The sequence below is a fragment of the Caballeronia sp. genome, assembly GCF_028292365.1.
Taxonomy (GTDB): domain Bacteria; phylum Pseudomonadota; class Gammaproteobacteria; order Burkholderiales; family Burkholderiaceae; genus Caballeronia.
The window spans coordinates 1-26,890 of the sequence record NZ_JAQGMM010000521.1; the positions used below are offsets into that span (position 1 = coordinate 1).

The following is a 26,890-nucleotide window of genomic DNA, read 5'->3' on the forward strand; positions in this document are numbered from 1 at the left end:
GTGAACGGAAAGCGCAGCCATTGCTTGCCGGCGAAGCGCCGGGTTGCATCGCCGAAATGGGGCGAGGCGGGGTCGTCGGATTCCGAATGGGCAAGCATGGTGTCCGCTTGCACACCGTTTGCGTCAAACGAAACCACTTGCAGGTAGCTCGCGCCGTGACCGCTGCGATCTACCGCGTAGCCGTCTGCATCAACGGGATGCTGCGCACACATCACCGTGAAATAACCCGCTTCATCGCAACCGCCAAAAAGCGGCACACGCTCGCCATTCCGGTCGGCATGCAGCAGTTCGCCGCGCGTGGAGTCAAGCGCAAAACCGTAACGCTGCATGGCAAGCACCGCGCCGCCGAGCGCCTGCTGAAGGGCAGGTTTCAGCGCGGGATTGGCGGCGTCGAGACCACGCGGCGTCGCAAGCGGCGCGGCTGGATCGAACGGCACGCGGTAGAAATGCGTCAGCTCTGCGCCGTTCAGGCGACGCCAGAATTCGTCCCAGAGATTAGCGCCTCGCGCATTAGTGTTGGCGGTGCCGTCCCACTCACGAAGTACCTTGCACGCAGGCCCAAGATCAACCGTTTGCGGCTTGCCGCCGGAGCCTCCCTGCGTGATTGAAACCACCGAAGCCACCGAAGCCGATCCATCGGCGCAAACCGCGTCAAGAATAGGCTTGCGTAACAATTGTTCCGACATCGACCGGCTATCCAGCACCTTGGTCTCCAGTGCAAGCCGCGTCACACCGCCCTTTTGCGCCTGTAACTCAGCCACGAGCATGTGGCCAAACCGCGTGCGCAACGATTGCTCGGTGCCGGTAATGCCAGCCACATGCGGATAACCGGTTGTTGGCGCATTGGCGTTGGTCAGCCAGTAACTGCCGTTAAAGTTCCCTACATAATCGCCGCGCGCCATGCTTGGCATGTCGGAGACCGGCAACGCCCCTGCTTGCACGCTCGATGCTTCCACCCGCCATTCACAGGCACTTTTCGAACCATCGAGAAACGGTACGCCAGGCGCCTTTGCATCGAACGCGCGACCAAGCGGCGTCGTGCAGGCCGCCGCCAGCGAATCAGGCACATCTGGCACAGGGCCCAGGTCGGCGAACCACGCACGCGGGTCGTCGCGACCGATCGCCAAAGTATTGACCCATGGCGTGGCAGCGAAGCGCTTCTGGATCGCGATGAAGTCGTCCAGGGAGCGCGCTTGATCCCACGCGAGGAAGTTCTCGAAGGCGCGTGTGTTGTCGGTATTCACGTCGCGCAACGCGAACGCGTGTTGTGCGTTCCATGCAAGCGCGGGCGACATCGACGAGAGATCCACGAGCGGACCAAAACGCGAGCGATACAGCGTGCGCGTGATCGGTGTCAGGCTGCCGTCGGCGTCGCGGGTCAGGACGGTGACGGGCACGGGTGTCATCGGCTCGCTGACGCCGTCATAGAAATAGCGCGTGGGATCGGCGGGATCGAGCGACAACTGGAAAATGCCGAAGCGCCGTGCACTCGACACGGTATGAGTCCACGCGATGTCGTTGTTAAAGCCGATCATCACGACTGGCACGCCGAGAAACGACGCGCCCGCTACATTCAATTCGCCCGGGATGGTCAGCTGTGCTTCATAGAATCGGTCAGGCCCGCGCCAGAACCAGTGCGGGTTGCCGAACAGAAGGCTGCGGCCTTCCTGCGTGACCGGTGCACCGAACGCAAGTGCATTGCTGCCAATACCCCGCTGCCCGCCTATGTCGAATTGCGAGGGCGCAAGATCGACGGCGCCCGTCTGCACGCCCGGCGCCGACGGTGCGGGCGCTGGCGCTGGTTTTACTGGAGGCTGCGCGCGAGCTATCTGCGGCAAAAACCGTACGGCGCCGCCCGCAAGATTGGCTGCCACGAGCCGCCGGATCATATCGTCGGAGGTGATCTTGCCGACCCACGGCTTGCCTTTGCACGCCGCGTTCGCCCCGCCCGTGCTTCCCGCGTCCAACTCGTCGACGTAGCGGTTGTAGCCCGCCACGAACCCGTCTATCAACTCGCGAATCGGCTCGGACTGTGCGGATCTGTATCGCTCGACAGCGCTCGCGTCGTCGACGAAACGAAAGAAGAAATCGGCCTCCAGATTGCGCGGCTGACCGAAGGAAGCGGCCGTCGGTGGCCGCGCATCGGCACCGAAATTCGCCGAGCGCTCGCCGCGAAAAGTGATGAAGCCATCTGCGAGCGTGCACAGGTTGTCTTGCGCCTGCACGTAACCGTAGCCATAACCAAGACTCGCCCAATTGTCGGCCTTGATATGCGGGACACCGTCTTGCGTACGGCGTATCTCGACGCTAAAGGGCGTCTGCGCGCTCGCCAGGTTTCGGGGGGCTTGTACGCAGCCGCTCAACGTGACTGCGGCGAACACTACCGCCGCCGCGAACCTGACAACTTGCTTCATGAGATTGAACCTTGAATCAATGGGCAAAACTGATGGGGGAACCGCCGTGAGGGTGCGGGACCGTGCCCATTGGAATACCATAAATTGCGCCGAGTGTCTCAGCGTGCATCAACTCAGCCGGGGTACCCGATGCGAGCAGCCGTCCACCCTTGAGCGCCAGGAGATCGTCGCAGAAACGCGCGGCCATGTTGACATCGTGCAGCACCACCACCACGCCGAGTCCGCGCTCGACACTCAAGGTCCGCACCAGTTGCAGAACTTCAATCTGATGCGCAATGTCGAGCGCCGAAATGGGTTCGTCAAGCAGCAGGCATTCGCTGTCCTGCGCGACGAGCATGGCGATCCAAACACGCTGGCGCTCGCCACCGGAGAGACTGTCCACGGTACGGTGTGCAAACCGCTCGACGTCGGTCAGCCGCATCGCCTCTTCCACCTTCGCGCCGTCTTGCGCGCTAAAGCGCCCGAGCGCACCGTGCCACGGATAACGCCCCAGTGCGACGAGTTCGCGCACGGTCATGCCGTCGGCAGCGGGCGGTTGTTGCGGCAGGTACGCGACCTTGCGTGCGAACGCGCGGCCTTCCCAGTCGCCAAGCTGCTTGCCCGCGAAGCGCAGCGTGCCGCTGCCTGGCGCTTGCTGACGTGCAAGCAGCTTCAGCAGCGTGGACTTGCCGGAACCGTTGTGCCCAATGAGCCCGCATACGCGACGCTTGGGCAACTCCAGCGACAGCGGATGCAGCAGCACCCGCTCGCCAATACTGAACGAGACCTCGTCGAGCGAATACATGGACTCTCGATCGGGTTCACAGGCGGACTCACGCTCTGCGTCCGGGTCCAGAAAGGCAGGATTGGCGTTCATGCTGGTTATGCCGATGCCACCGGCGACGACGCGGGCGCCTGACCTTGCGTTCGCACATGAGCCTGCGGATGAATCGCGTTCGGATGATCGACGCGCAGGTCTGCACCACGCCCGAGTTCAACCACCTGACCGTAGTCGAGCTTGATATAGCGATCGGCAAGATGGTAATAACGATCGTCGTGCGTGATGACCACGACGGTCTTGCCCTTAGCCTGAAGCTCCGGCAGCAACTGCTTGTAGAACACTTCCTTGAAGGTCGGGTCCTGGTCGGCAGCCCATTCGTCAAAGACATAGAACGGCCGGTCTTCCAGATACGTGACCAGCAGCGCAAGACGCTTGCGCTGACCTTGCGACAGGTCGGTCGTGGAAAATGCGCCGTCCTTGATCGTGACCTTGTGATCGAGTTGCAGATGTTCGAGCAGCAACTTCGCCTGGGCATCGAGGCCTTCCACCTTCATGCCGAGCAGCGTGTCGAACAGGAAGAAATCATTGAAGACCACCGAAAAATGCTGGCGATAAATATCGCGGTGCGCTTCATCGACCGGCTTGCCGTTGAGCAGGATCTGCCCGCCTTCGGGCGCATAGAGTCCCACGAGCATTTTCGCGAGCGTCGTCTTGCCGCTTCCGTTACCGCCTATCAGGTAGACCAGTTCGCCCGGCTTGAACGTCAGGTCGATGGGGCCGAGCGTGAAGACTTCGTTTTCTTTTTCGCGGAAGTACCGGTGTGTGACCTTGTCGAACACAATGCTGTCGAACGATTTGGCCGGTGCTTCGTGCAAGGTATCTTCGAGTGGCAAGTCGGCATTGACCTGTTCAATGCGCTCCAGGGCAACCTTCGCTGAACTGATGTTCGGGATGGCGGACAGCAAGCCTTCGATCGGCATGATCATGTACAGGAAGATCATTGCGTAGCCGGACATCACGTGGGTGCTCACCGGAAACATGCGCGCGAGTACGAACAGCGTAATGCCGATAAACGCAAACAGAATGAAGCTGCCCCAACTGGCGGCCGCTGAGTACAGGATGTAACCGCGCGTGCGCTGGACGCGTACTGCTTCCACGTTGGTTTCCAGCGTGTCCGTCACGAACGCATTCTTTCGCTCGCGATGCAGCTTGAGCTCTTTGGCGCCGTCGAAGAGCGCGCGGAAATGCTTGACGAGATCGTCCTCCTTGCGACGCGACCCCCGCAAATGAAACAGCGCTTTTGTGTTGGCAATATGAAAACCGAGCGAGCCGATGAAGATGGTCAAGACAGCGAAGAGCAAGATCTGCCATGACAGGTAACCGAGATACGCGAGGCAACCTGCGATCACCGCGCCGTGCATCGCGAGCGCGGGCAGGCTCAGGAACAGCACGACGATCGTATCCAGGTCTTGCGTCAGCACGGTGAGCGCCTTGGACGCGCCCTGCTTTTCCAAGTGCTGATATGACGCGTCGGCAATGCGCCGGATGGTCCGCATGCGCAGCGTTGCCTTGGCGCGCTGGCCGAGCTGCATGAATAGCGTTTGCGACAGCGTTCGTGTGCCGAGCACGACTACGCCCACGATCAGGAATTGCCAGCCGAGTTCCACGAGCTTCGTATTCGACGCCGCGAGTGCCTGGTTAATCAGTGCGATGAGCGCCGCGTTGCCGAACCCGCTAACGAGGCTCGCCACCACCGCGACAGCCAGCACCCAGCGTGAGTTGCGGACAAGATACAAGAACAGCGACATGAAACTCCTTGTGGGGCAACGAGTGAAACCCGAACGTAATTCCGCGAGTAAGAGACGGTCCGAAGACGGTCCGACCGCGTCACAGAATAATTAATTCGACAGGTGAAGTCAATTAAATGCGAATCATTTGCATTTAATTGGGCTCGCCGATAAAGAAGGCAGTCGCGCGATGGAGCAAACGTCCAGAAGACAGGCTTTGACTTTTCCCAGCTTGATTGCTGATCTTTCCTCAAGCCAGTCCGCCCGCGGACGGAAGTCCAGCTTAAACCCGCCCAAAGCCCGATGCGCCTGAGCGGCTGGTTGAGCCGCCTGGGACAGCCGCCCTGAGGCAGTGATACGCAACAGTCATCTGGTTTTAGGGCCGAATCGGATAGCGGCTTTTGTCAGGCCGCGATGATCCCAATCGCCGCTCGTGGAACCTCCTTGTACAACATCCGAAGGACGCAAAAAATGAGCGCACGCGATCCGTTCCCTCGCATCCAAAATTGTGATGCCATTTGGAGTACGAAGTAGCTACCTCGCGAGGGATGTATCGTGACCGATTTCTAAAGCTTTTCCCGTATGCTTTCGAGCGAATGTGGGAAGACGGGCATTCCGGCAATGATTGGGCTATCCCTGCCTCGACGCCAAAACTCTCGATGGCAAGGCGGCCAATTGCATAAACCATTGACGCTAAGCTGGAGCGCGGCCTCTGTAACTGGCGGCCGGCTAGGGGAAGTGTCGATCAGGAGATGGTCGGCGGGGCTGTCGCCCCGCTTGAATCACTACATCATCCAGCATTCTTCATCGTGTGCGTTCCGCCTTCGCCACGACCGCCTCAACAATGCTCATGATCTGCTGGCTTGCGACCTTCACGTGCGTCTCTAGCAACTTGGTACCAAGTTTTACATCACGATTACGGCAGGCATCAATGATCTCCATGTGCTCCGCATGCGATTGCTCCCGGATCGGAACCTTTACCACTTGAAAACGGAAATACCGATCGCAACGGTCATGTAAGACACGAAGCATCTGAAGCGTGATTTCGCAACGTGCGGGGCGATAGAGCGTTTCGTGAAGCTTCCAATTCAACGAGCCCCACTCTCCGCCCGTCGCCTTATCCATGTCCTTGACGATCCGCTCTGCCTTGCTGATTTCCGCGTCTGTAATCAGAGGAATGGCCTCGGAAAACACCCACGGTTCGAGGCGAAGACGAATGTTAAATGTCTCTCGTACCTCGTCAACCGACAATTCCTGAACGTACGCTCCCTTATGCGGGACCACATTCAAAAGGCCTTCGGAGTGGAGTCTGCTGATCGCTTCGCGGACCGGCACGCGGCTCACGCCCAGTTCCTCGGCCAACACCTCTTGACGCAGAACACTGCCCGGAGAGATCCGCCCACTCAAGATCATCTGGCGAATTTCGTCGGTGACGAGTTCCACCGCCGTGGGGCGAACGATTTTTCGCGTGACGCGCTCTACAACGTCCGGTTCCGGAGAAGTCATCGTTGTCCTGGAAGGTCTTTTCTTGAGCGTTGCCGTGGCCATTGCGGACTGTCTGATTGGAAGGGACAACCAAATGTACCATGAATTGGCTTTCGTATCCAAAATCCAATCAGGACCCTTGGTACTGCACTTACGCTACTGCACTTGCGTTAGCGCGCGCCTTATCCAGGAGCCGCCTTTCATGACGGCCGAGATACGTTCGCCCTGGCCCGTCAGCACGCTGATATCCTCCAGAGGATCGCCATCGACAATCAGCAGGTCGGCGAACGCGCCCTTCGCAACAACGCCCAGCTTGCCTTCCATTCCAACAATTTCAGCGCCGATTCTGGTGGCCTGGCAGATGGTCTCGAACGCGCCCACGATTGCCGCCCGAATCGACAATTCGTCGCTTTGGAACTGATGCATGTCACCCAGGAGGTCCGTCCCTAACCCAACCTTTACGCCGTTGCGTTTAAGAATCTCAAGCGCATGCAAGCCCTGTGTCCGTACATCTTCGTTCTTCTTCAGCGCGCTCTCGGACACTCCGGACTTCGCTCCGACTTTGCTCATTGCGTCGTACGTCACCAAGGTCGGCACTGCATAGGCACCGTGCTTCGCCATCACCGCAGCCGCTTCATCGTCTATCAAGTTACCGTGTTCAATGGTGCGAACGCCTAGTTCAACCACCCTCTTGATTGCTGCACCCGTGTAGGCATGCGCCATCACATAGGTCTGATGCGAATGAGCTTCTTCTACTGCCGCTTTAACTTCGTCAACGGAAAACTGGAAATTGCCGATCGGGTCTGTGGGCGATGCGACACCGCCTGATGCCATGATCTTGACGTGGTTAGCGCCCGCGCGCATTTCTTCGCGTACTGCTTTGCGCATTTCGTCCACGCCGTCCACGATGCGTCCGATCGCACCGAGATTGCGATTACACCCGCACGGATCTGGATCAGTGTTATCAAAACGGTCGCGGAAATCTCCATGACCACCTGTTTGAGACAGCGCTTTCCCGGCGATGAAAAGGCGCGGTCCCGCAATGACACCCTCGTCGATCGCTTTTGCCAATGCATAGTCCGCGCCACCGGCGTCTCGCACGGTCGTGAAGCCACGATTCAGCATGCCTTCAAGAATAGGCACCGCCTTCAGCACCGCGAAGGTGTTGGGCAGGCGACTGTTCGACCCTAGATGCGCCACCGAAGCAATCACGTGTACATGGCAGTCGATCATGCCAGGCATGACCGTGTGGCCGGCCACATCGATGATCTCCGCACCTTGCTCTGGAACCGGCTCGCGAGACACGTTAGTGATCAGGTTTCCCTCTATCACGATCGAATACAAGGCCTTGTCGAGTTCATGGTTCGCATCCAACACCCGCGCGTTCTTCAAGATAATCATTCGATACTCCGTTGCAAGCAGGCCGCTAAGCCCGGAATTCATTTGAGTAAGAAACCCTTGGCGAGCGGGTCCCGATCATCCACAAAAATTGTGTTGAAGCCTGTAACTCGGGCCCAGCCTTCGATGCTTGGAATAATCGCTTCGTACGCGCCAACTCTCGTTGCCTCGGTCGCAACGCCGTTGAAGAGTGTTCCAATAATACTTTCGTGGACGAAAGCCTCACCTATCTTGAGTCTTCCTTTGGCCACCAGGTGTGCCATGCGAGCGGACGTGCCTGTTCCGCAAGGCGACCGGTCGATCGCTTTGTCGCCGTAAAACACAGCATTGCGTGCGCTCGCGCCGGCAACCGTCGGTTCACCCGTCCACATCACATGGCTTAAACCACGGATCTCAGGCTTTTCTGGATGAACGAACTGATATTTTTCATTCGCCTTCTGCCGAAGCATCGCGCTTAGCCGCTGGATATCAGTTGGGCGCAAGGTATGCATACCCGCGAAGTTCTCTTGAGGCTCGATGATGGCGTAGAAGTTACCGCCATAAGCCACATCGAAATGGATCTCACCGAGCCCTTCCAACTCCACGCTGAGGTCAGTCGAGTGCAGGAACGAGGGAACGTTTATCAGTTGAACTGAGTCAACGTTATCCCCGTTCAACTTGTAGCGGGCGACCACCACGCCGGCTGGCGTATCGAGCCGAACCACGCCTGGCTCACGTGGACGCACAAGCCCGTTCTCGATCGCGGTCGTGACCGTTCCTATCGTTCCATGTCCGCACATCGGCAAACAGCCGCTGACCTCAATGAACAGGATGGAGATGTCGCAATCCGGCCGTGTCGATGGATACAAAATCGAGCCGGACATGACCTCGTGCCCACGCGGCTCAAACATCAGGGCTGTGCGGATCCAGTCAAACTCCTGCTCAAAATAGGCCCTACGCTCAATCATGTTCGCGCCCTGGAGCACGGGAGCGCCGCCCGCGACCACGCGGACCGGGTTACCGCATGTGTGACCGTCGATACAGAAGAAAGTACTTTTCATTGCTTGGCTCCAGTTCATCGCTCAGGCTTCGGTCGAGGGAGTGCTGCCAATGTCCACGACGCTCAACCTCGAATCGTCTTTGCCATGTCTAGCCAGGCATGGCAAAGATCTTTGCGCGAGAGGCTTAAATAAGAGGCTTACATAAGAGGCTTACAACCACGCCTTCAAGTCATTCATGGTCTTCTCAATGATCGCGATGGTCTTTTGACGCTCGTCACCTTCGAGCTTCAGACGCGGAGCCTTCACGTTTTCCGAGTAGCCAGCAGTGATGTTTTCAGCGAGTTTGATGTATTGAACCAGCTTGACATGGACGTCAAGGTGGAACAGCGGCGTAAGCACGCGGTACAGCTTGCGAGCCTTCTCGAAGTCGCCCCTGACTGCCAGATTGAGCAGCTCGACCGATTCCTTCGGCACGGCGTTGGCCATGCCCGACACCCAACCCGTTACGCCCAGCGCAACCGATTCAAGCACCAGATCATCGACGCCACAGAACACGATGAAGCGATCGCCAAACTGGTTGTAAATATCGGTCACGCGGGTCGTGTCGTACGACTCTTCCTTAACGGCGACGATATTGGCTTCGCCCTTCAGTTGCTCGAGCAGATCCGGGCGCATATCCACACCGTAGCCGCGCGGATTGTTGTAGATCATGATGCCAAGTTGGGTCGAACGAGCGATCGTGCGATAAAACTCGACGGTTTCCCGGTCATCAGATTTGTACGTCAGGCCCGGGAAAACCATCAAGCCTTGCACGCCGATCTTTTCTGCGTCTTGTGCGAACTGAATCGCATTGTCCGTGTTCGTTTCAGCAAGACCTGACACGATCGGCACGCGGCCGTTGACCGTTTCAACAGCGATCTTGAGGACCGTGCGCTTTTCGTCCGGCGTCAGTTGCGCGTTTTCGCCGACCATGCCCATCATCACAACACCGCTTACACCGTTGTCAATCAGACGATTGAGGCCAGCCTTGATGGCTTCCTGGTCGAGCGAACCGTCGTCCTTCAGCTTAGTCGTAACCGCGGGGAAAACACCCTTCCAATTAACTTGCATGACAACACCTCTGAGAATAAATGAAAAAACTTAAGCGGACTGTGCCGCGAAAAACCGAGGTCCCGTGCACACCTCGCTTATTTCCGGAACCGTTCGATCGAATACTCGTCGAGCGGTGTCCGGGGTGTTCTATTCACTAATAAATCTGCCACCAGTGCGCCGGTTGTTGCAGATTGAGTAAGCCCAAGATGCCCGTGGCCGAACGCATATATCACCGATGGTGCCAAAGGCGATCTGCCAATGACGGGTAACGAGTCCGGCGTGGCCGGCCGATGTCCCATCCACTGCACCGCGCCTTGATCCTGGATTCCGGGTAAAAATCGCTTTCCCAACGTGAGCAATGCTTCGCTACGCTTGTAGTTAGGTCCGGCCTTCAGTCCAGCGAATTCCGCAGCCCCTCCGATCCGGATACCAATATCAAGAGGCGTCGCCACGAATTTGCGTTCTGCGAAGATGACCTCTCGCGACAGCACAATGCCTGGTTGCGGCAACGTCGTGTTGTATCCGCGTTCGCTATCGAGCAACACCCTGTCGCCGACGGACTCCGCTAACGACGCCGACCACGCTCCGGTAGCGACAACTATCTGCCGCGCTGCGATTGATGCTCCGGTCTGAAGAACTGCAATTGGCGCGTCCTGTTTTGTCACGTCCAGCCTGGTCACAACGTCTTCCACGAAGCCAGCACCCAACGCCTTAATACGCGCTCGAATCTGCGATACCAATTGTTTAGGATTCCCGATATGCGACCAGTCATCAAGGAACACCCCGTGTTTGAATACCGGCGCCAGCGCGGGTTCGAATTCTTGAACCTCTTTCTGGTTCAGAGCGCGCCAACGGACGCCGAGTTGTTTTTTAAACTCCCACTCTTGCGCATCCGCTTGGAACGCCTCATCGGTTTCATATAACGTCAACGCGCCGCGGCGATAGAACGTACTCATTGCGCCAACGTCCTCAAATAGCGGAATCAGATCGTCGTAGACGCGGTTATTCAGCGCGGCCAGTGCCAAGGAAATCTGTTTGAACCTCGCAGGACTACTAGCGCGCTGAAACTCCAAAAACCACGGGAGAGCACTAGGCACATGTTTCCAATCAAGCGCAAGCGGCCCCAGTGGATCGAACAACCACTTCGCCGCTTTGAAGAAAAAGCCAGGTACCGAAATTGGCGTACTTTCGGTCACTGCAATGCCTCCCGCATTGCCGTGCGAAGTGCGGTCACCATCGAAATCGCGATCAACGATCGTGACGGTCAACCCCTCCTTGAGTGCGGACCATGCACAAGCAAGTCCGATAACCCCAGCTCCAATGACGAGGACGTCTGAGGTGCTAGCGCTCGAGGTCGTCTGGTTAGCCATTACTTGTTCAATGTGATGTTGAATGCGCAACGATGGAGCCATTGCTGCGCATCAGGAAAAACAACTACTTCGCGCCGAGAACGTCTACCGGTTTCCACTGACCGTTTTCGCACTTGTAGACGGTAATGATCGCGTCCTTCAAGTCGCCGTATTGGTCATATGAGAAATGGTCCGTCGTAACGCCCTTCATGTCGATCTTGGCTAGAACGGGCAAGTACTTCGCCGGATCCGAAGAGTTGGCTTCCACCATCGACTTCATTAGCGCCATCGCACCGTCGTAGCTATACGGTGAATACGTGGTGGGGGCGGTACCGAACTTCGCCTTGTAGCGTTGCGTATATCCCGGGCCTCCCGGCATCTTCTCAAGCGGCAAACCGGCGAGCGAAACAATTGCGCCCTCGGCCGAACTGCCGGCAATCTTGATGAAGTCGTCGGTCTTCGACATTTCACCTGAAGCGAACGTGCCCCTCATGGCGAGCGTACGCGCCTGCTTGATCATCGGTGCTGACTGAGCATCAGCGCCTGCGTAATAAATAAAGTCCGGATTCTTTGACTTCACGCTGGTCAGGATCGCTTTGAAATCGACAGCCTTATCGCTCGTAAATTCGTGATCAACGATGTTGCCGCCAGCTGCCTTCGCAGATTTTTCAAATTCTTCGGCCAGGCCTTGCCCGTAAGCAGTACGGTCATCAATGATCGCGATTCGCTTCGCCTTAAGGGTTTGAACGACGTATTTACCCATCACACCACCCTGCTGAGTGTCGGACGTCATCATCCGAAACGTCGTCTTAAACCCTTGACGCGTGTAGGCGGGTGCGGTTGCCGTAGATATTTGAGCAATGCCGGCGCGCGAATAAATCGCAGAGGCGGGAATCGTCACGCCCGAGTTGAAGTGACCGATCATGCCCTTGATACCGTCGTCCACCAGCTTCTGCGCAACGACCGTTCCGGTTTTTGGATCAGCCTGATCATCAAGGCTCTCAAGCGTGAACCTGGTTTCTTTTCCATCTACTTTCGGCTTCGTCGCGTTGAAGTCGTCCAGCGCGAGCAACACGCCCGACTGAAAATCCTTCCCGTATTGGGCCTGGGCACCGGTCATGGGAGCGGCAAGCCCCAACAAGACATTCTGGGTCTCCGCGTGCGCGCTTGCGACAAAACCCAGTGCGCTGATTGAAGCAACTGCTATCAAGGACAATCGAGTGTTCATTGCTGAGTCTCCGGATGTTTTTGTCATTTCGACCATCAGTTGCCTTTCAATCTACGTTTTGGATCCAGGATCCGTTACGGAAATTAATGATGCCGCCCGTGGTCAATGATGTCAATTGGATTGTTGAAAAATCGCTGCGTGGCGACCGGCGCAGCCGGCCGCGTACCCGGAAAACTTAAACGTGCTCCAGATCACCGCTGTCCGCGCCGTCAAGCTGGAGCGCTTCGCGGGATGCTTCTAACGGGGTGACCGCGAGCTGAGCGAATACGTAGGCCAGCTCGATGCGCGCTTCGTTATAGTGCCCCGCACTATCAAGGAGATTGAGCGAGCCGATGACGACTCCTTGCTTACGGATCGGGATGTTCAACACGCTCTCGCAGCCGATTGACCACAACACCTCGTAATCAGAAAAGACCGCCTGAATGTCTTCGCGCGTTGCCCCGCGAAAAACCAATCCGTCTTCGAGCACCTGCTTGGTCCAGGCGCTCTTCGTCACACGCTTTCGGCCACCCACGGGGTTGATTCGCTGCTGCGTGCTGTACACGCGGCCCAGCAGACCGCTTGACGCGTCGTACGCCAGCACCGTAAAGAGTTTGTGGCCAAACGCATCCTGCAGGCCGCGGTCCAACTCCTTCCAGAAGGTCTCGACCGGCTCGCCCCGATGCAAGGAAAATGCTAGCGAACTGATTGTCGACATCGAAATGGGTTCAACCATATCTATACCCTCGCCTTTGCTGGCGCGAGGCTTCCGCCGTGGCCATCACCGACGCCGTATTCATCCGCCGTGATTTCTTCGAGCGTTTTTCCGCTGGTTGATACACCGAGAAAAATCACTGCAAGGGCTCCGATCAGCAAAATGACGGTGGTCATCCCAAACACGCCAGCAAAGCCCCAGATCGGGAAGATGTAGCCCACCAGCATTGGCGAGCAGATCGCGCCGATCCGACCAAACGCGGATGCCGTGCCCATGCCAGTAGCTCTGAGATGCGTTGGAAAGACTTCAGGTGTGTAGGCATACTCACCCGCATTCACGCCGTTCATCGCGAACGACATGAAGATGGACGCGAGCACGACGGCGGTATCGCCCTGCGCGTACGCCAACCAGATACCGGCGAGGCAGGCAAGTCCCATATAGGTGACGATGGTTGCCTTTCGGCCAATCTTCTCGCAGAAGAACGCGGAAGAGTAGTAACCCGGAATTTGCGCCAGATAGATAAGGATCGACACGGAGAAGCTCTTCGTAATCGTCATGCCGCGCGCCACCAGCAGGCCCGGGATCCAAACGAAGAACGCATATGAGCAGAATGTGACGGCGAGCCACAGGCACCAGGTCATGGCAGTCGTCCTGGCCAGAGGCGGCTTCCACAGGAGCTTCAGATTGCTAAAGAAAGAACCCGATTCGCGAGCCTCAAAAATGTACCCGGGGACCGGAACAACCGGCGGCAGTATCACGCCCGTGCGTTCAATACGACGTTCGATGTCAGAGACAACTGCATCCGCTTCGTCGTGCCGTCCCCGCATTTCCAGCCAGCGTGGTGATTCGTGCAATGAACGGCGCCACCACAGCAAAACGACGACGGGCAATGAGACGACTACCAGTGAAATACGCCAGCCTTCGGGGCTGAGGGGAATCACAAAGTAACCAATCAGTGCTGCCGCAACGAAGCCGAAAGAGAAAAATCCTGCGAGTGCACCCGTGAAGGCGCCGCGATAGCGGTTGCTCACGAACTCGACAAGGAATGGGGCGATGATTGCGCCTTCAGCACCCATACCGATGCCCGAGATCGCGCGCAGCAGAGCAAATGTATGCCAGTCATTTACAAACGCATTGGCAAACGTCAGTACGCAGAAGAATGTCAGCGCCCACATCATGACGACCTTGCGACCAAACCGGTCGCCAAGCAATCCGGCAAATAGCGCGCCTACTAAAAAGCCTACGTAGGTGCTACTGCCGAGGATGCCGGTTTCAAAACTGGTCAGGTGCCACTTGACCCGTACCACGGGAAGAATAAAGGCGATGATGCCGGCATCAACTGCTTCGAACATGAATCCCAGACCGCCCATGATGAGCAATATGAGGTGGAAGCGGCTGAACGGGAGCCGCTCGAGCCGCGCTGCAATGGGTGACATAAACACTCCGCAGTGAAGGAATCGCCGGACAATCTTGACAGCGATTGCCGGACCGATCATGAATGCGTCCAATATCTTGGATCCAAAATCCCGTGTCAAGCCGGGACACGCCCTTATAACGCTTTTAAACGGGTAAACCCTTATCAATCAAGGTCTTTTAGAGATCTGGCCTTGGTACAGGGAACCTTCGTACTAGAACGTGTGACGCATGCCGACACGAACGGCGACCTGGTTTGCGGTGCTTGAGGGGGTCAGGAACGACAGCGCAGCGACTGCCTGCTTCCCCGTCGAATCCGTGCCGATTGCATGCTCCCAGGCGGTGATGGCGTAAAACAAAGTGCGCTTCGAGATCGAGTACTCAGTCCCGAAATTTACCTGGCTATACTTCGCTGTCTCAGCCTTCGTATAGTCGTACGAGACACCCATCAACCACGCTGGTGTGATGTTATAGGTGCCAAGAGCCTCGAAGTTATTGAAGGTTGCAGTCCCTGAAAAAGGCGTCGACGATGTGCGAATGACATCTTCAAAGCGGGTATTGGTGTAGATAAATCCGAGCTGCCCTGCCCCAATTTTGTAGTTCACCCCCGCGCCTGCCACTTGCAGGGTCTGAGCCGAGGTATATCCACTAAAAGTTGGATTGGTGATTGGATTGACGAACGTAGTGCCTGCGGCCGGGTTCGCGGTTGCATCGTAGATTGATGTGCCCGGGTTCCTTACGCGCGAAAACACGGCGCTTGCGCTGAGTGCGTTATAGCCGTAGCTGACGCTCACCGATTCCTTGCGGCCATTAGCGAAATCACCCGCCACTCCACCCAAGCTGAATAATGCCGATACCTTGAAGCCACCGTAGACTGGCGACAGATATTTGATCGAATTGCTGAGTGAGTAATCGCCCCACATGTTGTCGACGTCTGCCGCGTGCGTGCCCAGAATGCCGGCGAATTTGAGGGCGCCCGACAGCGGAAGCAAAGAATCGAGCACGAGGTCATATTGCCGCCCGAGCAGGATCGATCCAAAGGGACTGCCAAGACCAACGTAGGCCTGCCGCCCGAACTCCCGGCCGCCGTTGTTGAACTTCCCGGTGTTCACATCGAAGCCATTTTCAAGGCGGGCCACCGTGCTGTAGCCACCCCCCAGGTCCTCGTTCACGAAAAAGCCCCACTTGCTGCTCCCCAGCGCTCCGTTGGATGCCTGGTAATTCTGGTGACCTCCTTGATTGTTGGTAAAGGTGACGCCATCGTCCACGGCGCCGTAAAGCGTGACCGTACTTTGCGCATGGATCGTGACAGATGAGGCCATCAGCACAGTCATTCCCACCAGCTGCTTTTTCACGAACTTCTCCTGGGGTTTAGTGAAATTGATTTAGGACGACTGCGAAATACCAATGATGCGAGAGAGCCCCGCACGGCCTGGTTGATCTTTCAAAGTCCGTCCTGAATGCGAGTGCAATATCTTGGATCCAATATCAAGGGTCAAGCTTTTTTTGCTAGGCGTTTGCGCTAGGTTGTTTTTGGACAAGATGGCTTTTTTTAAGTACCCTTCAGGTTATTGAACAGTGTTCTGAGCAGCTTTTTATTTTCCACGAAGCACCAATTTGTCCAGTTTGTATCTTGGATCCAATATTTAACAATGCGACTTTGATGCTCGAATTACTCTTTGGACGGACATGGAAAACACAGTTAATCTGACTCTGGCGGAGCTATCCGAGCTCTCCATCCGGGTGCTCACGGCAAACGGAATGGCGGCCGATCACGCTCAAGCGATCGCAGAAGTGATCGTTGCGGGCCAGCGTGATGAATGTCAGTCACACGGAATCTACCGGTTGATTGTCTGCGTCAACACGCTACGGAACGGCAAAGTGGTTCGCAATGCGAAGCCTGATCTGATTGATGTCTCGCCGGCACTCGTGCGTGTTGATGCCAGGTTCGGCTATTCCCAGCTAGCGTTTCAGATCGGAAGCAAGGTGCTTGTTCAAAAGGCTCGGCAGGTCGGAATAGCAGCGTTGGCGATCAACAACTGCTTCCACTTCTCGGCGCTTTGGCCGGAGGTGGAATATCTCGCCGGTGAGGGCCTGGCAGCTTTGGCAATGACGCCGAGCCATAGTTGGGTTGCACCTGCGGGAGGGACCAAACCCCTGTTCGGCACCAACCCTATCGCCTTTGCGTGGCCTCGACCAGGGCGCTTCCCCTACGTGTTTGACTTCGCGACAAGCGCCATCGCGCGTGGCGACATTGAGCTCCACCGGCGGGCGGGCAAAACAATCCCTCTCGACTGGGCTGTAGACGCAAATGGTCAGCCGACCGACGATCCCGCTGCGGCAATGCGCGGCGCGATGATGACATTCGGCGGCTATAAGGGCTCCGCCCTCTCCGCCATGGTGGAGTTGCTAGCGGGACCACTCATTGGCGACCTCACGTCTGCCGAGTCGATGGCTTTCGACCAAGGCGTTGGAGCAACACCGTGTCACGGCGAATTGATCCTTGCGTTCAATCCATCCATGTTTTCAAGTGGCAACCAAGATGATGACCTTCAGCGTGCCGAAGCTCTTTTTAACGGCATTGTCGACCAGGGCGCTCGCTTGCCATCTCAACGGCGGTTCGACGCTCGCCTTAGAAGCGAAGCCAACGGTGTAGAAGTGCCCCGTCAACTTCTCATGGACGTGTTGGCGCTGATCCCGAGCTGACCTCGACCTGACCCCACCGTTGTCTGAATGTACGCGTTGTCTTTGCCAACGATATCGTCCACAGGTCGAAGCGTCATGAGCCGGACGCATCACGCGGGCTGCGCTTGAACATTGTGACAATCAGGTACACGCCGCCCAGCAGCGTCGCCATCACGCCTGCCGGCATTTCCTGCGGGAACAGGACCCAACGGCCCAGCCAGTCGGACGCGACCATCAGCGCCGCACCCAGCAACGCCGAAATGAACAGCAGCGGCACAGCCCGCCGGATACCGAGCATGCGTGTCATGTGCGGCGCCATCAGGCCGATAAATGACAGCGGCCCGATCACGAGCGTCGCCGCCGCCGTCAGCAGGGCGCTCAGCAGCAGCAGTGCAAAACGCGCGACGGCGAGGTTCACTCCCAAGCCACGCGACACGGCCGCGCCCAATGGCAGGATTTCCAGCCAGCGCCGGCAAAACGGCACCGCGCAAAGCGCCGCCAGCGCGACCACCGCTACGACACCTGCAGCGCCCGCGCTGACGTTATAAGTCGACCCGGCGAGCAGGTTGTAGAGGACGATCACACGGGGATCATCACTGGCAACGGCAATGGTCGACACGGCCTGGAACACCGCGCTGATCGTCACACCGGCGAGTATCAGCGTGTCGGGTGCATAGGACGATCTGCGTGCAAAGAGCAGCAGCGCGCCCAGCGTGATCACCGACCCGCACGCGCACCAGACAAGGAATGTCGGCAGCCCGGGACTTGCTGTCAGGAAAAGCGCGCCGGTGAGCCCCATCGCGCCGCCAGCCGTGATGCCAAGCAGGTCGGGACTCGCCATCGGATTGCCGGTCATGCGCTGGACAATCCCGCCTGCCAGCGCGAGCAGCACGCCCACGCCCATCGCCGCGATCACATGCGGCAAGCGCAGGAACAGCAACGCAGCGATCTCGTCCGGGCGGCTGACATGCCAGCCTGCCAGACCCCGCCCCACGCCCAGCGACAAGCCGATGGCCACCAGCAAAACCATCACGCAGACGCCTGTCGTCAAAGCCAGCGCGCGCGATGACAACGGCTCTGACTGGATCACGGGCGCATGGGTCAGGTCGGGCCGTCCACGCAAGCGCCGCAACATGACCAGCAGCAGCGGCGCACCCAGCAACGTGGTGATCGCGCCGGTGGGAATCGTGGTTCCGAAACGTCCCGCGAATTCCTGCGCGATCTGATCCGCCAGCCACAGCAGCGCCGCGCCGAACAACGGCGACCATACCATCCGGTCGCGCAGGCGGCGCGCGCCGGCAAGACGCGCAAGCGTTGGTGCAGCCAGCCCGACAAAGCCGATAACGCCCACTGCGCTCACGACGAACGCGGTCACGAGCAAGGTCAGGAAGAGCGCCACGCCGCGCGTCAACCGCAACGAGACGCCCAGGCTGCTGGCGACGGTGTCACCCAGGTCGAATACGGCCATGGGGCGCATGCACAGCATCAGCAAAGCCACGCACGGCACAAGCCGCACGAGCAGGGCCAGCGCGACACTCCAGTCGTGCTGGCCAAGCGAGCCGCCGCCCCAGATCATCAGCGCGCTCAACAGGTCATAGTGCGAAATCGCGAGTGCGAAACTCAGCGCGCCGCAGCACAGGTTGACAATCATGCCGCCGAGTATCAGCGCGAGCGGCGAGATGCCGCGTCGCGCGGCCAGAGCAAAAACAATCGCCAGTGCCACTGCGCCGCCGGCCAGCGCAACCCCGTCGCGGCCGGACACCAGCAAGACGGGTGCATAGACCGTTGCAATCGAGAGCCCTAGATAGGAGCCGGAGAAGATGCCGAGCGTCATCGGCTCTGCGAGCGGATTGCGCAGCACTTGCTGGGTCGCCACGCCGGCAAGCCCGAGCGCCGCGCCGCATAACCATGCGACGGCGATGCGCGGCAGGTCGCCGTAATGGACCAGCAGTTGCCGCAGATCCGTGGGCGATGGCGCCACCAGCGCTTGCCACCACAACGACGCCGGCAAGCGGTCCTCCAGCCTATGCAGCGACAACAGCGCGGCCAGCACAATCACGAGGCAAACCGGCAGGAGTGGCCAGCGCCGTGAGGGGACCACGGGGGTAGTCGCGACGCTTTTCATGCGTGCTCCCGAACGGCATCGGGATGCTCGAAGGCATCGACGAGCACGCGTGCATAGAGCATCGCGGAAAGGACGCAGCCGTCGGGAGGAATACGCGGCAGGCCCACCATGCGGCCCTCGTTCATGAACGGCATGGCGTGCCACAAGGGGCTGGTTTTCATCATGTTCGAAACGGACGACGCAAGCGGCTTCATGTAGAGCAGGGTCGCGTCGGACACGCCGCCGAGCACGTCGAAACCGGTCGTGGAGAAGGCTCCGGAATGGACCGCGTTCTGCAGCCTGAGCGTCGTCATTAGTTCGCCATAGAAGCTGTCCGGGCCGGACACTCGCACGTGCGCTTCATCGATAAAATTCACCATGTAGAGCGGCCTGCCGGTTGCACCACTGGCACCGGGCAGCGCGGCAAGCGCTGTGCGCGCGTGGTTGAGCGCCGTGTCCGCTTGCGCGAGAAGTGCTTTGGCGCGCGCCTCGCAGCCCAGCAAACGCGCGAGCTGCAGCGTTTCAGCACGTGCCGCGGAATAGGGTCTGTCGCTCGACCGATAACGTCCGAGCGTAACGGTTGGCGCCACGCGTTCGAGCGCCGCCCTCAGCGTCGCATGAGCCGGCGAGATGACGATCAGGTCCGGCTTCAACGCGAACAGCAATTCCATGTTTGGCTGGAACATCAGGCCGAGATCGACCACCGACGCCGGCACATCGCATGCCGTGAAATTTCGGCGGAAATCGCGGGTATTCGCGATCCCGACCGGCACCACGCCGATCGACAACACCATTTCCGTCAGTCCCCAGTCGAGCACGACAATACGGCGCGGTGGCGATGCGGGAACGGGAACGTCATCTGCCAGTGCCACATCGGAGAGTGCGGTTGCGGCAAATGCGCCGGCGCCCAGCAGCGCGGAAAGCATGGCGCGTCGATTCATTGCATCAGTTCGGAAAGGATGGATTGCATGTCGTCGGTCAAGCGGCCTTGCCCTTGTCCCGCCGCTGCGCTCTCCCGTGCAGTCGACACAACAGCGGCGAACGCCTCGAGCGTCGGTGCAGCAAAGAGCGCCGCGAGTTCGATTTCGACCGATAACTGCCGCGAAATTCGCCGCTGGACCTGAAGGCTGAAAATAGAGTCGCCGCCGAGTTCGAAGAAATTATCGTGGCGACCTACCCGTTCAATCTGTTCTATTCCAAGCACGTCGGACCAGATCCGCGCGATGACCGTTTCTACTTCACCTTGCGGTGGTTCGTAGTGCCCGGCGACTGCCAGTTCGGGCGATGGTAGCGCATGGCGATCCACCTTGCCATTGGGCGTCAGCGGCAACACGTCGAGCACGACTATTGCCCCGGGCACCATGTAGTCGGGCAGGACGTGGTGCAATGCCGTTTTCAATGATGGACCATCAATCACCGTACCCGGTCGCGCGCTCACGTATGCAACAAGACGAGCGCTGCCACTGGTGTCGTGAAGCGTTGCTACCGCGTCCCGCACACCGGGTAACGCAAGCAGCGCCGTCTCGATCTCGCCCAGTTCAATACGGAAACCGCGCAGCTTCACTTGATGGTCAATGCGCCCGAGGAACTCAAGTTCGCCCGCGCTGTTCCAGCGGACCAGGTCACCGGTCCGGTACAAGCGGCCGCCCTCATCTTCGTCGAATGGGTCTGGTACAAACCGTTCTGCCGTCAGTGCTGCACGGTTCAGATAACCTCGCGCCAGTCCCGCGCCGCCCACATGCAGTTCGCCCGCCATGCCCTGCGGTACAAGACTCAACTCGGTATCCAGTACGTACGCTGTGCGCTTGCCGACAGGGACGCCGATCGGTGCGTAAGCGCTATTGAATTCCGATGTGCTGTCCGCGCTCCACGCGGTCGACGTGATCACCGTTTCCGACGGTCCATACGCGTTGAAAATCCGCTCGGGGCGCAAGTGTTTCTTTACAGCTTCAAAGCCGCTTCGCGACCAGCCTTCTCCACCAACAATGCACGTCCTGACCGATACCGTTTCGGGCTCGATCTCCTGAGCGAAGGCATTGATATAGGCGGGCGGCACATCCAGTATCGATATCTTTTGCGCCTTGATCTCGGTCGCGAGGCGTTGTGACGACCAGACAGTATCGTCGCGTAAGACAATCCCCGCGCCACTGAGCAACGGGGCTAGCCACTGTTCCGCCGCCGCGTCGAAACTGATGGAAGCGAAATGCAGTTGCCGGTCTTCCGGGGTGATGCCGTAGCGAGATGCAACTGCCTGACAATGCATCGACAACGCCTCGTGTGCCACTGCCACGCCCTTGGGCTTGCCGGTTGAGCCCGATGTATAGATTACATACGCCAGGTTGCCGCCGGCGAGCTTCACGGAAGGATTGCTGGCCGGTTCCGCCGATACGTCGAGCGTGTCCAGATCCAGCCGCGTCAACGCAGCTTCCGCTGGCAGCCGCTCGTGCAGATGCGACTGCGTGATCAGCAACCTAATGCCACTGTCCTGGATCATATGAGCGAGACGTTCGACGGGATACGCCGGGTCCAGCGGTACGTATGCACCACCCGCTTTCAGAACAGCCAGCAGGCCCACGATCATCTCAACCGAACGCGCCACGGCAAACCCGACCCGCATTTCCGGCCCGACTCCCTCCCGCATTAAGCGATGCGCAAGGCGGTTTGCCCGTGCATTTAGTTCGCCATAACTCAAGCTGAGACTGCCGGCCACTAGCGCGAGTGCATCGGGTTGCTGCTGTTCGCGCGCTTCGATCAGCGTGTGGACTGCTTGCTCGTTATCTGCTGATGCAAGCAATGCGCCGGCATGACCCAACGTTTTCAGCGCTTGGCGCTGCGAGTTATCGAGTAAGTCAAAGTCAGCAAGCAACCGGTCCGCTGCGCCCGCGAACGCGTTCAGCAGCCCGCCCGTTTGCTGCGCAATGCCTGCCATATCCCGATCTGAAAACGCGTCGTGCGCAAACCGGAAGTCCAGCCTCAACGTTTCGCCCAGCATCACGCCCAGGGTCAGCGGGTAGCTGGTTTCATCGCAGGCGCGTACGTTGTCGATCGTCAGGCCACCGGGCGATGCCTCTTTCAGCGCGGTATCGACGGGATAGTTCTCGAATACCACGACCGTATCGAACAGGCCCTGGGTTGCCGCCCCTGCCCAGCGCTGTATCTCAACCAGCGGCGTGTGCGCATGTTCCTGCGCCGTCGTGCCTTGCTGCTGCAATTCGCGCAGCCAGTCGCCCAGGCGCTTGCCGGCATGCGGTTCGGCAATCACCGGCAGCGTATTGATAAAGAGGCCAAGCAACTGCGACGCGCCAGCCAGATCCGCAGGGCGGCCAGACAGCGTCGCACCGAAGATCACGGTCGACTGGTTGGTGTAACGGCGCAAGAGTAATGCCCACGCGGCCTGAACCAGCGTGTTCACCGTGACCCGTTCCTGACGGGCAAACGCAACGAGGCGCGCGGTCGACGCCGGGTCCAGTTCAAACGTATGTTGGCCGTAACTGTCGGCCACTTCAATGCCGGTCCGCTCATAACGGCTTGCGACCGCAGTAGCCAGTCGCGTGGGTTCCTCCATCCGCTTGACTTGCTCGCGCCAGTGCGCGGCGCTCGCCTGCGCATCGTGCTTCTGCAACCAGCCGATATAGTCGCGATAGCGTCCGCCATGCGCGGGCAAGCTCTGTCCGCTGTAGTGGCGCAACACCTCGCCGAGCAACTGCGCGACACTCCAGCCGTCCATCAGCACATGATGGTGCGTCCACATGAAGTGATAGCGATGCGTATCGACACGCACCAGTGCCAGCCTTTGCAAAGGCGCATACGTGACGTCGAAACCCTGCTTGAGATCGGCCGAGGCCAGATCGTCCAGCGCCGCGGCAACGTCGTGGCGGCCACGCAAGTCATGGCTAGTCAGTGGCAGTTCCACGGACCGCGCCACCCACTGCAGCCAGCCCTCGCCCTGTGGCACAAAGCCCGTTCTCAGGATGTCGTGTCGAGCCGTTACCGCTGCCCACGCCGCACTGAAACGCGCGACGGCCAGTCCATCGATATCCGCTCGCAACTGATTCAAGTACACGCTGCTGCCAGGCGCATACAACGTGTGGAACAACATGCCCGTCTGCATGGGCGACAACGGATAAATATCCGCGACATTCTTCAACGTCAGCGGCAACCGATCAAGCTCATTCTGCGTCAGACTAATTAGTTCGAAGTCCGAAGGTGTGACGCCAGTGTTGCCACTCGTGCAGTGCTCGATCACGCGTTCCAGTTCCACGCGGACTGCATCCATCAGCCCTTCAACCGTACTCGTCCGATAACGCTCTGAGCTATAACCCACGCTCAACGTCAGTGCGCCGTCCAGCACCTTGCCACTGACGGACAGGTCATGCGGAAGCGGCGCGCCTTCGTCTTGCGAACGGCCCGCCGATTCAGTCGCGGGTTGCCATGCCGAGGTTGCATCAAAGCTCTGGTCGAACTGACCGAGATAGTTGAACACCACCCGAGACGGTTCGATGCTGCCAAGCGAGCGTCGGTCCGCGTCGTCACCGAGGTACTTGAGCACGCCAAACCCGAGGCCCCGGTCCGGTATCCGGCGCACTGCTTCCTTGACGCGCCCAAGCGCCTCGCCCACATCGCCCTGAGGGTCGAGAGAGATCGGATACAGGCTCGTGAACCAGCCGACCGTACGGCTCAGGTCGACATCGTAGAAAAGATCTTCACGGCCGTGTCCTTCAAGGTCGATGCGAATTCGCCCGGCCCCAGTCCAGTTGCATAGCGCGCGGCCCAGCGCGGTCAGCAACAGGTCATTGACGTGCGTGCGATATGCAGCAGGCGCTTCCTGCAGCAGCCGTTGCGTCCAGACGCGGTCGAGGCTGAGCGTGGCGTGCAGCAGATGAGCTACGGTGTTTGCGCCGTCCGGGAAGTCGCAGGGCAAGGCCGCTGGCGTGCGTGCAATTTCCAGCCAGTAATCGACTTGCGCACGCAACCCGGAACTTTTCGCGTGGCGTGCCAGACGTCTCGCCCACTCAACGCTTGAAGTTGTCTTCGGCGGCAGAATAATGGCTTCATCGGCCCGCAACTGCGCATACGCCGTCCGCAAATCCGCGAGCAAAATGCGCCAAGACACGCCGTCCACAGCCAGATGGTGAATCACCAGCAGAAGCCGCCAGCTACCGTCGCCGAGTTGTATCGCCAGCGCTCTCAGCAGCGGTCCGTGGTCGATATCAAGGCTGCGTTGCGCTTGATCGCACAACGTTGCGATGTCAGCCGGCGTGGCTGCCTCGCGTACCCATAGCAAGTCAGTCGATGTTTCATTAGTACCCAGCGACCATCCGCCGTCGGCACCTTGTATCAGGCGCAGTTGCAACGCGTCGTGGTGCTGCACCAGCGCATGCAACGCGCGCTCCAGCAGCGCAGTGTCCAACGCCTCGCGGCTCGTCAGCAGCACCGCCTGATTCCAGTAATGCCTTCTCTCCATCGGCAGATCGAGGAACCACGCCTGCATCGGCAAAAATGCCTTGGTCGTGTCCTGCGCGACCGCATCAGTGACGACAGCGGCTGCAGCAACCGGCTCGGCGACAGCAGCAAGTTGCATCACAGTCTGGCGCTCGAACAATTGCCGCGGCGTTACCTTCCACCCTGCCAGCCGCACGCGCTCCACAATCAGCAGACTCAGGATCGAATCGCCGCCCAGCTCGAAAAAGTTGTCGTCACGGCCAACGCGTTCGACGCCCAGTACTTCCTGCCAGACCCGCGCGAGCATCGGTTCAATGTCACCTTGCGGCGCTTCCCAAACCCGTTGCGTCTGAGCAGGCAGGGGCAGCGCACGGCGATCCACCTTGCCATTCGGCGACAGCGGCAGTTGGTCGAGTTCGACCCACGCGGATGGCACCATATATTCCGGCAGCACTTCATGCAGGCTCGCAACCAGTACGTCGCGCTGCGGCGCATGACCCGCACGTGCCGTCACATACGCGACCAGCCGCTTGCCGGCCGTCCCATCTTGTGCCACGACTACCGCTTCATCGACGCCCGCCAAGGTCTGCAACACCGCCTCGATCTCACCCAACTCAATGCGAAAGCCGCGGATCTTGACTTGATGATCGAGCCGTCCGAGATAGTCGAGCGCGCCATTCTCACGCCAGCGTGCAAGGTCGCCCGTGCGATATAGCCGCCCACCCTCCGTGAACGGATCGGGCACGAAACGCTCGGCCGTCAGCCCAGGCCGGTTGAGATAACCGCGCGCGAGTCCCGCGCCACCCAAATAGAGTTCACCCGCAACGCCCACAGGCAAACGATTCATCGATTGATCGAGCACATGGGTGCTGACGTTCGCAATCGGCCGGCCGATTGGCACGACCGGATCGCCTGCCTGACAGGTCCAGTGCGTGACGTCGATAGCTGCTTCAGTCGGGCCGTACAGGTTATGCAATTGCACGTGCGGAAGACGGTGAAGCGCGCGATCCTGTAGTGTCGCCGGCAGCGCTTCACCGCTGCAGATGACCTGGCGCAGGCTCCTGCAAACGTCACTGTCGCCATCGAGTGAAGCGATGAAGGCTTGCAACATGGGCGGCACGAAATGCAGCGCGGTCACCTTGAAGCGATCGATCAATTCGACCAGTCTCGCAGGGTCCCGATGATCCCCCGGCCCCGCCACTGCCAGACGCGCGCCGACCATGAGCGGCCAGAAGAACTCCCAGACCGACACATCGAAACTGAACGGCGTCTTTTGCAGAATGGTATCGGTGGCATCGAGCTGGTACGCGGCCTGCATCCATGCCAGCCGGTTGAACAACGCGCCATGGCGGTTGGCCGCGCCCTTCGGACGGCCTGTCGAACCCGACGTATAGACCACGTAGGCCAGGTTTTCCGCATGAATCTGAACATCCGGACAATGCAACGGTTCGCTCGATGTATCCAGCACGTCGAGTTCGAGCACCGCGCATGCGTCGTCCGGGGGCAAATGTTGGCTCAAGCGTTCGCGCACGGCGCGCTGCGTGAGCAGCAGCCGCACGCCGCTGTCGCCGATCATGTAGGCCAGCCGTTCGGACGGATAGTCAGGATCGAGTGGAACGTAAGCACCACCCGCCTTCAATATGGCCAGCAAGCCGACCACCATCTCCACTGAACGCTCCAGACCGATACCGACCTTCACTTCCGGTCCCACGCCAAGCTTCACCAGTCGATGCGCAAGCTGATTGGCGCGCTGGTCAAGTTCGCGGTAAGTCAGTACCTCACCGTCGAACAAGAGCGCTGGTGCATCGGGTGTCCTTATCGCGTGGCGTTCGAATAAACGATGCACAGACGCTGCAACGCCAAACTCCGCGGCATGCGTGCTCCACGACGAGAGACGAGCAAGCTCCTCTTCATCGATAAACGCAATCTCCGCCACCGGCCGATCAGGATCCTGGCACAGGCCAGCCAGCATTGCTTCGTAGTGGCGTCCGAGTCGAGCGATGGTTTCAGCACGATACAACGCGCCGTCGTAGCGCGCGGTGCAGGTGAACGCATCGGC

General features: G+C 59.1%; 16 protein-coding genes. 1 reads left to right on the forward strand and 15 read right to left on the reverse strand.

Going from position 1 to position 26,890, the window contains the following annotated elements; all coding sequences use genetic code 11:
• From JWR14_RS30465 to JWR14_RS30520, 12 genes are all read right to left on the reverse strand, one after another.
• A partial coding sequence (locus JWR14_RS30465; protein WP_299716825.1) for a penicillin acylase family protein occupies positions 1-2,414 on the reverse strand: 2,414 nt, incomplete at its 3' end.
• Between the two features lie 16 nt (positions 2,415-2,430).
• Positions 2,431-3,198, reverse strand: a complete 768-nt coding sequence (locus JWR14_RS30470; protein WP_299716865.1) for an ATP-binding cassette domain-containing protein — start codon at positions 3,196-3,198, stop codon at positions 2,431-2,433.
• Between the two features lie 77 nt (positions 3,199-3,275).
• A complete protein-coding gene (locus JWR14_RS30475; RefSeq protein ID WP_299716828.1) occupies positions 3,276-4,982 on the reverse strand; it encodes a cyclic peptide export ABC transporter in 1,707 nt (568 codons plus the stop codon).
• Positions 4,983-5,765: 783 nt separating this feature from the next.
• The gene (locus JWR14_RS30480) at positions 5,766-6,467 is read right to left on the reverse strand and encodes a GntR family transcriptional regulator (protein WP_299716831.1); all 702 of its coding nucleotides are present in this window, start codon (positions 6,465-6,467) and stop codon (positions 5,766-5,768) included.
• A gap of 135 nt (positions 6,468-6,602) precedes the next feature.
• Positions 6,603-7,847 carry an amidohydrolase family protein gene (locus JWR14_RS30485; RefSeq protein ID WP_299716834.1) on the reverse strand — a complete coding sequence of 415 codons (1,245 nt, stop codon included), beginning with the start codon at positions 7,845-7,847 and terminating at the stop codon, positions 6,603-6,605.
• Between the two features lie 38 nt (positions 7,848-7,885).
• Positions 7,886-8,884: a 4-hydroxyproline epimerase gene (locus JWR14_RS30490; protein ID WP_299716837.1), complete on the reverse strand. Its 999-nt coding sequence runs from the start codon at positions 8,882-8,884 to the stop codon at positions 7,886-7,888.
• Positions 8,885-9,034: 150 nt separating this feature from the next.
• Entirely contained in the window at positions 9,035-9,934 is a 900-nt protein-coding gene (locus JWR14_RS30495) for a dihydrodipicolinate synthase family protein (RefSeq protein ID WP_299716842.1), read from the reverse strand.
• Positions 9,935-10,011: 77 nt separating this feature from the next.
• Entirely contained in the window at positions 10,012-11,328 is a 1,317-nt protein-coding gene (locus JWR14_RS30500; protein WP_366144619.1) for an FAD-binding oxidoreductase, read from the reverse strand.
• 22 nt (positions 11,329-11,350) lie between these two features.
• Positions 11,351-12,493, reverse strand: a complete 1,143-nt coding sequence (locus JWR14_RS30505; RefSeq protein ID WP_299716845.1) for a branched-chain amino acid ABC transporter substrate-binding protein — start codon at positions 12,491-12,493, stop codon at positions 11,351-11,353.
• A gap of 175 nt (positions 12,494-12,668) precedes the next feature.
• Positions 12,669-13,208, reverse strand: a complete 540-nt coding sequence (locus JWR14_RS30510) for a GAF domain-containing protein (RefSeq protein WP_299716848.1) — start codon at positions 13,206-13,208, stop codon at positions 12,669-12,671.
• A 2-nt stretch (positions 13,209-13,210) separates the two neighbouring features.
• Positions 13,211-14,623 carry an MFS transporter gene (locus JWR14_RS30515; RefSeq protein ID WP_299716851.1) on the reverse strand — a complete coding sequence of 471 codons (1,413 nt, stop codon included), beginning with the start codon at positions 14,621-14,623 and terminating at the stop codon, positions 13,211-13,213.
• Positions 14,624-14,815: 192 nt separating this feature from the next.
• A complete protein-coding gene (locus tag JWR14_RS30520; protein WP_299716854.1) occupies positions 14,816-15,955 on the reverse strand; it encodes a porin in 1,140 nt (379 codons plus the stop codon).
• Positions 15,956-16,289: 334 nt separating this feature from the next.
• On the opposite strand from JWR14_RS30520, the gene JWR14_RS30525 reads away from it, so the two are divergent.
• Complete coding sequence (locus JWR14_RS30525; RefSeq protein WP_299716857.1) at positions 16,290-17,306, forward strand: Ldh family oxidoreductase; 1,017 nt, start codon at positions 16,290-16,292, stop codon at positions 17,304-17,306.
• 73 nt (positions 17,307-17,379) lie between these two features.
• On the opposite strand, the gene fhuB is transcribed toward JWR14_RS30525, so the two are convergent.
• The 3 genes from fhuB to JWR14_RS30540 are packed head-to-tail and all read right to left on the reverse strand — an operon-like array spanning position 17,380 to position 26,851.
• On the reverse strand, positions 17,380-19,410 hold the full coding sequence (gene fhuB, locus JWR14_RS30530; RefSeq protein ID WP_299716859.1) for a Fe(3+)-hydroxamate ABC transporter permease FhuB: 2,031 nt from the start codon (positions 19,408-19,410) through the stop codon (positions 17,380-17,382).
• Positions 19,407-20,330 (reverse strand): iron-siderophore ABC transporter substrate-binding protein, encoded by a 924-nt coding sequence (locus tag JWR14_RS30535; protein ID WP_299716861.1) that lies wholly within the window; start codon positions 20,328-20,330, stop codon positions 19,407-19,409. Before JWR14_RS30535 ends, fhuB begins: the two co-directional genes overlap by 4 nt.
• On the reverse strand, positions 20,327-26,851 hold the full coding sequence (locus JWR14_RS30540) for a non-ribosomal peptide synthetase (protein WP_299716863.1): 6,525 nt from the start codon (positions 26,849-26,851) through the stop codon (positions 20,327-20,329). Before JWR14_RS30540 ends, JWR14_RS30535 begins: the two co-directional genes overlap by 4 nt.
• Between the last annotated feature and the right edge of the window lie 39 nt (positions 26,852-26,890).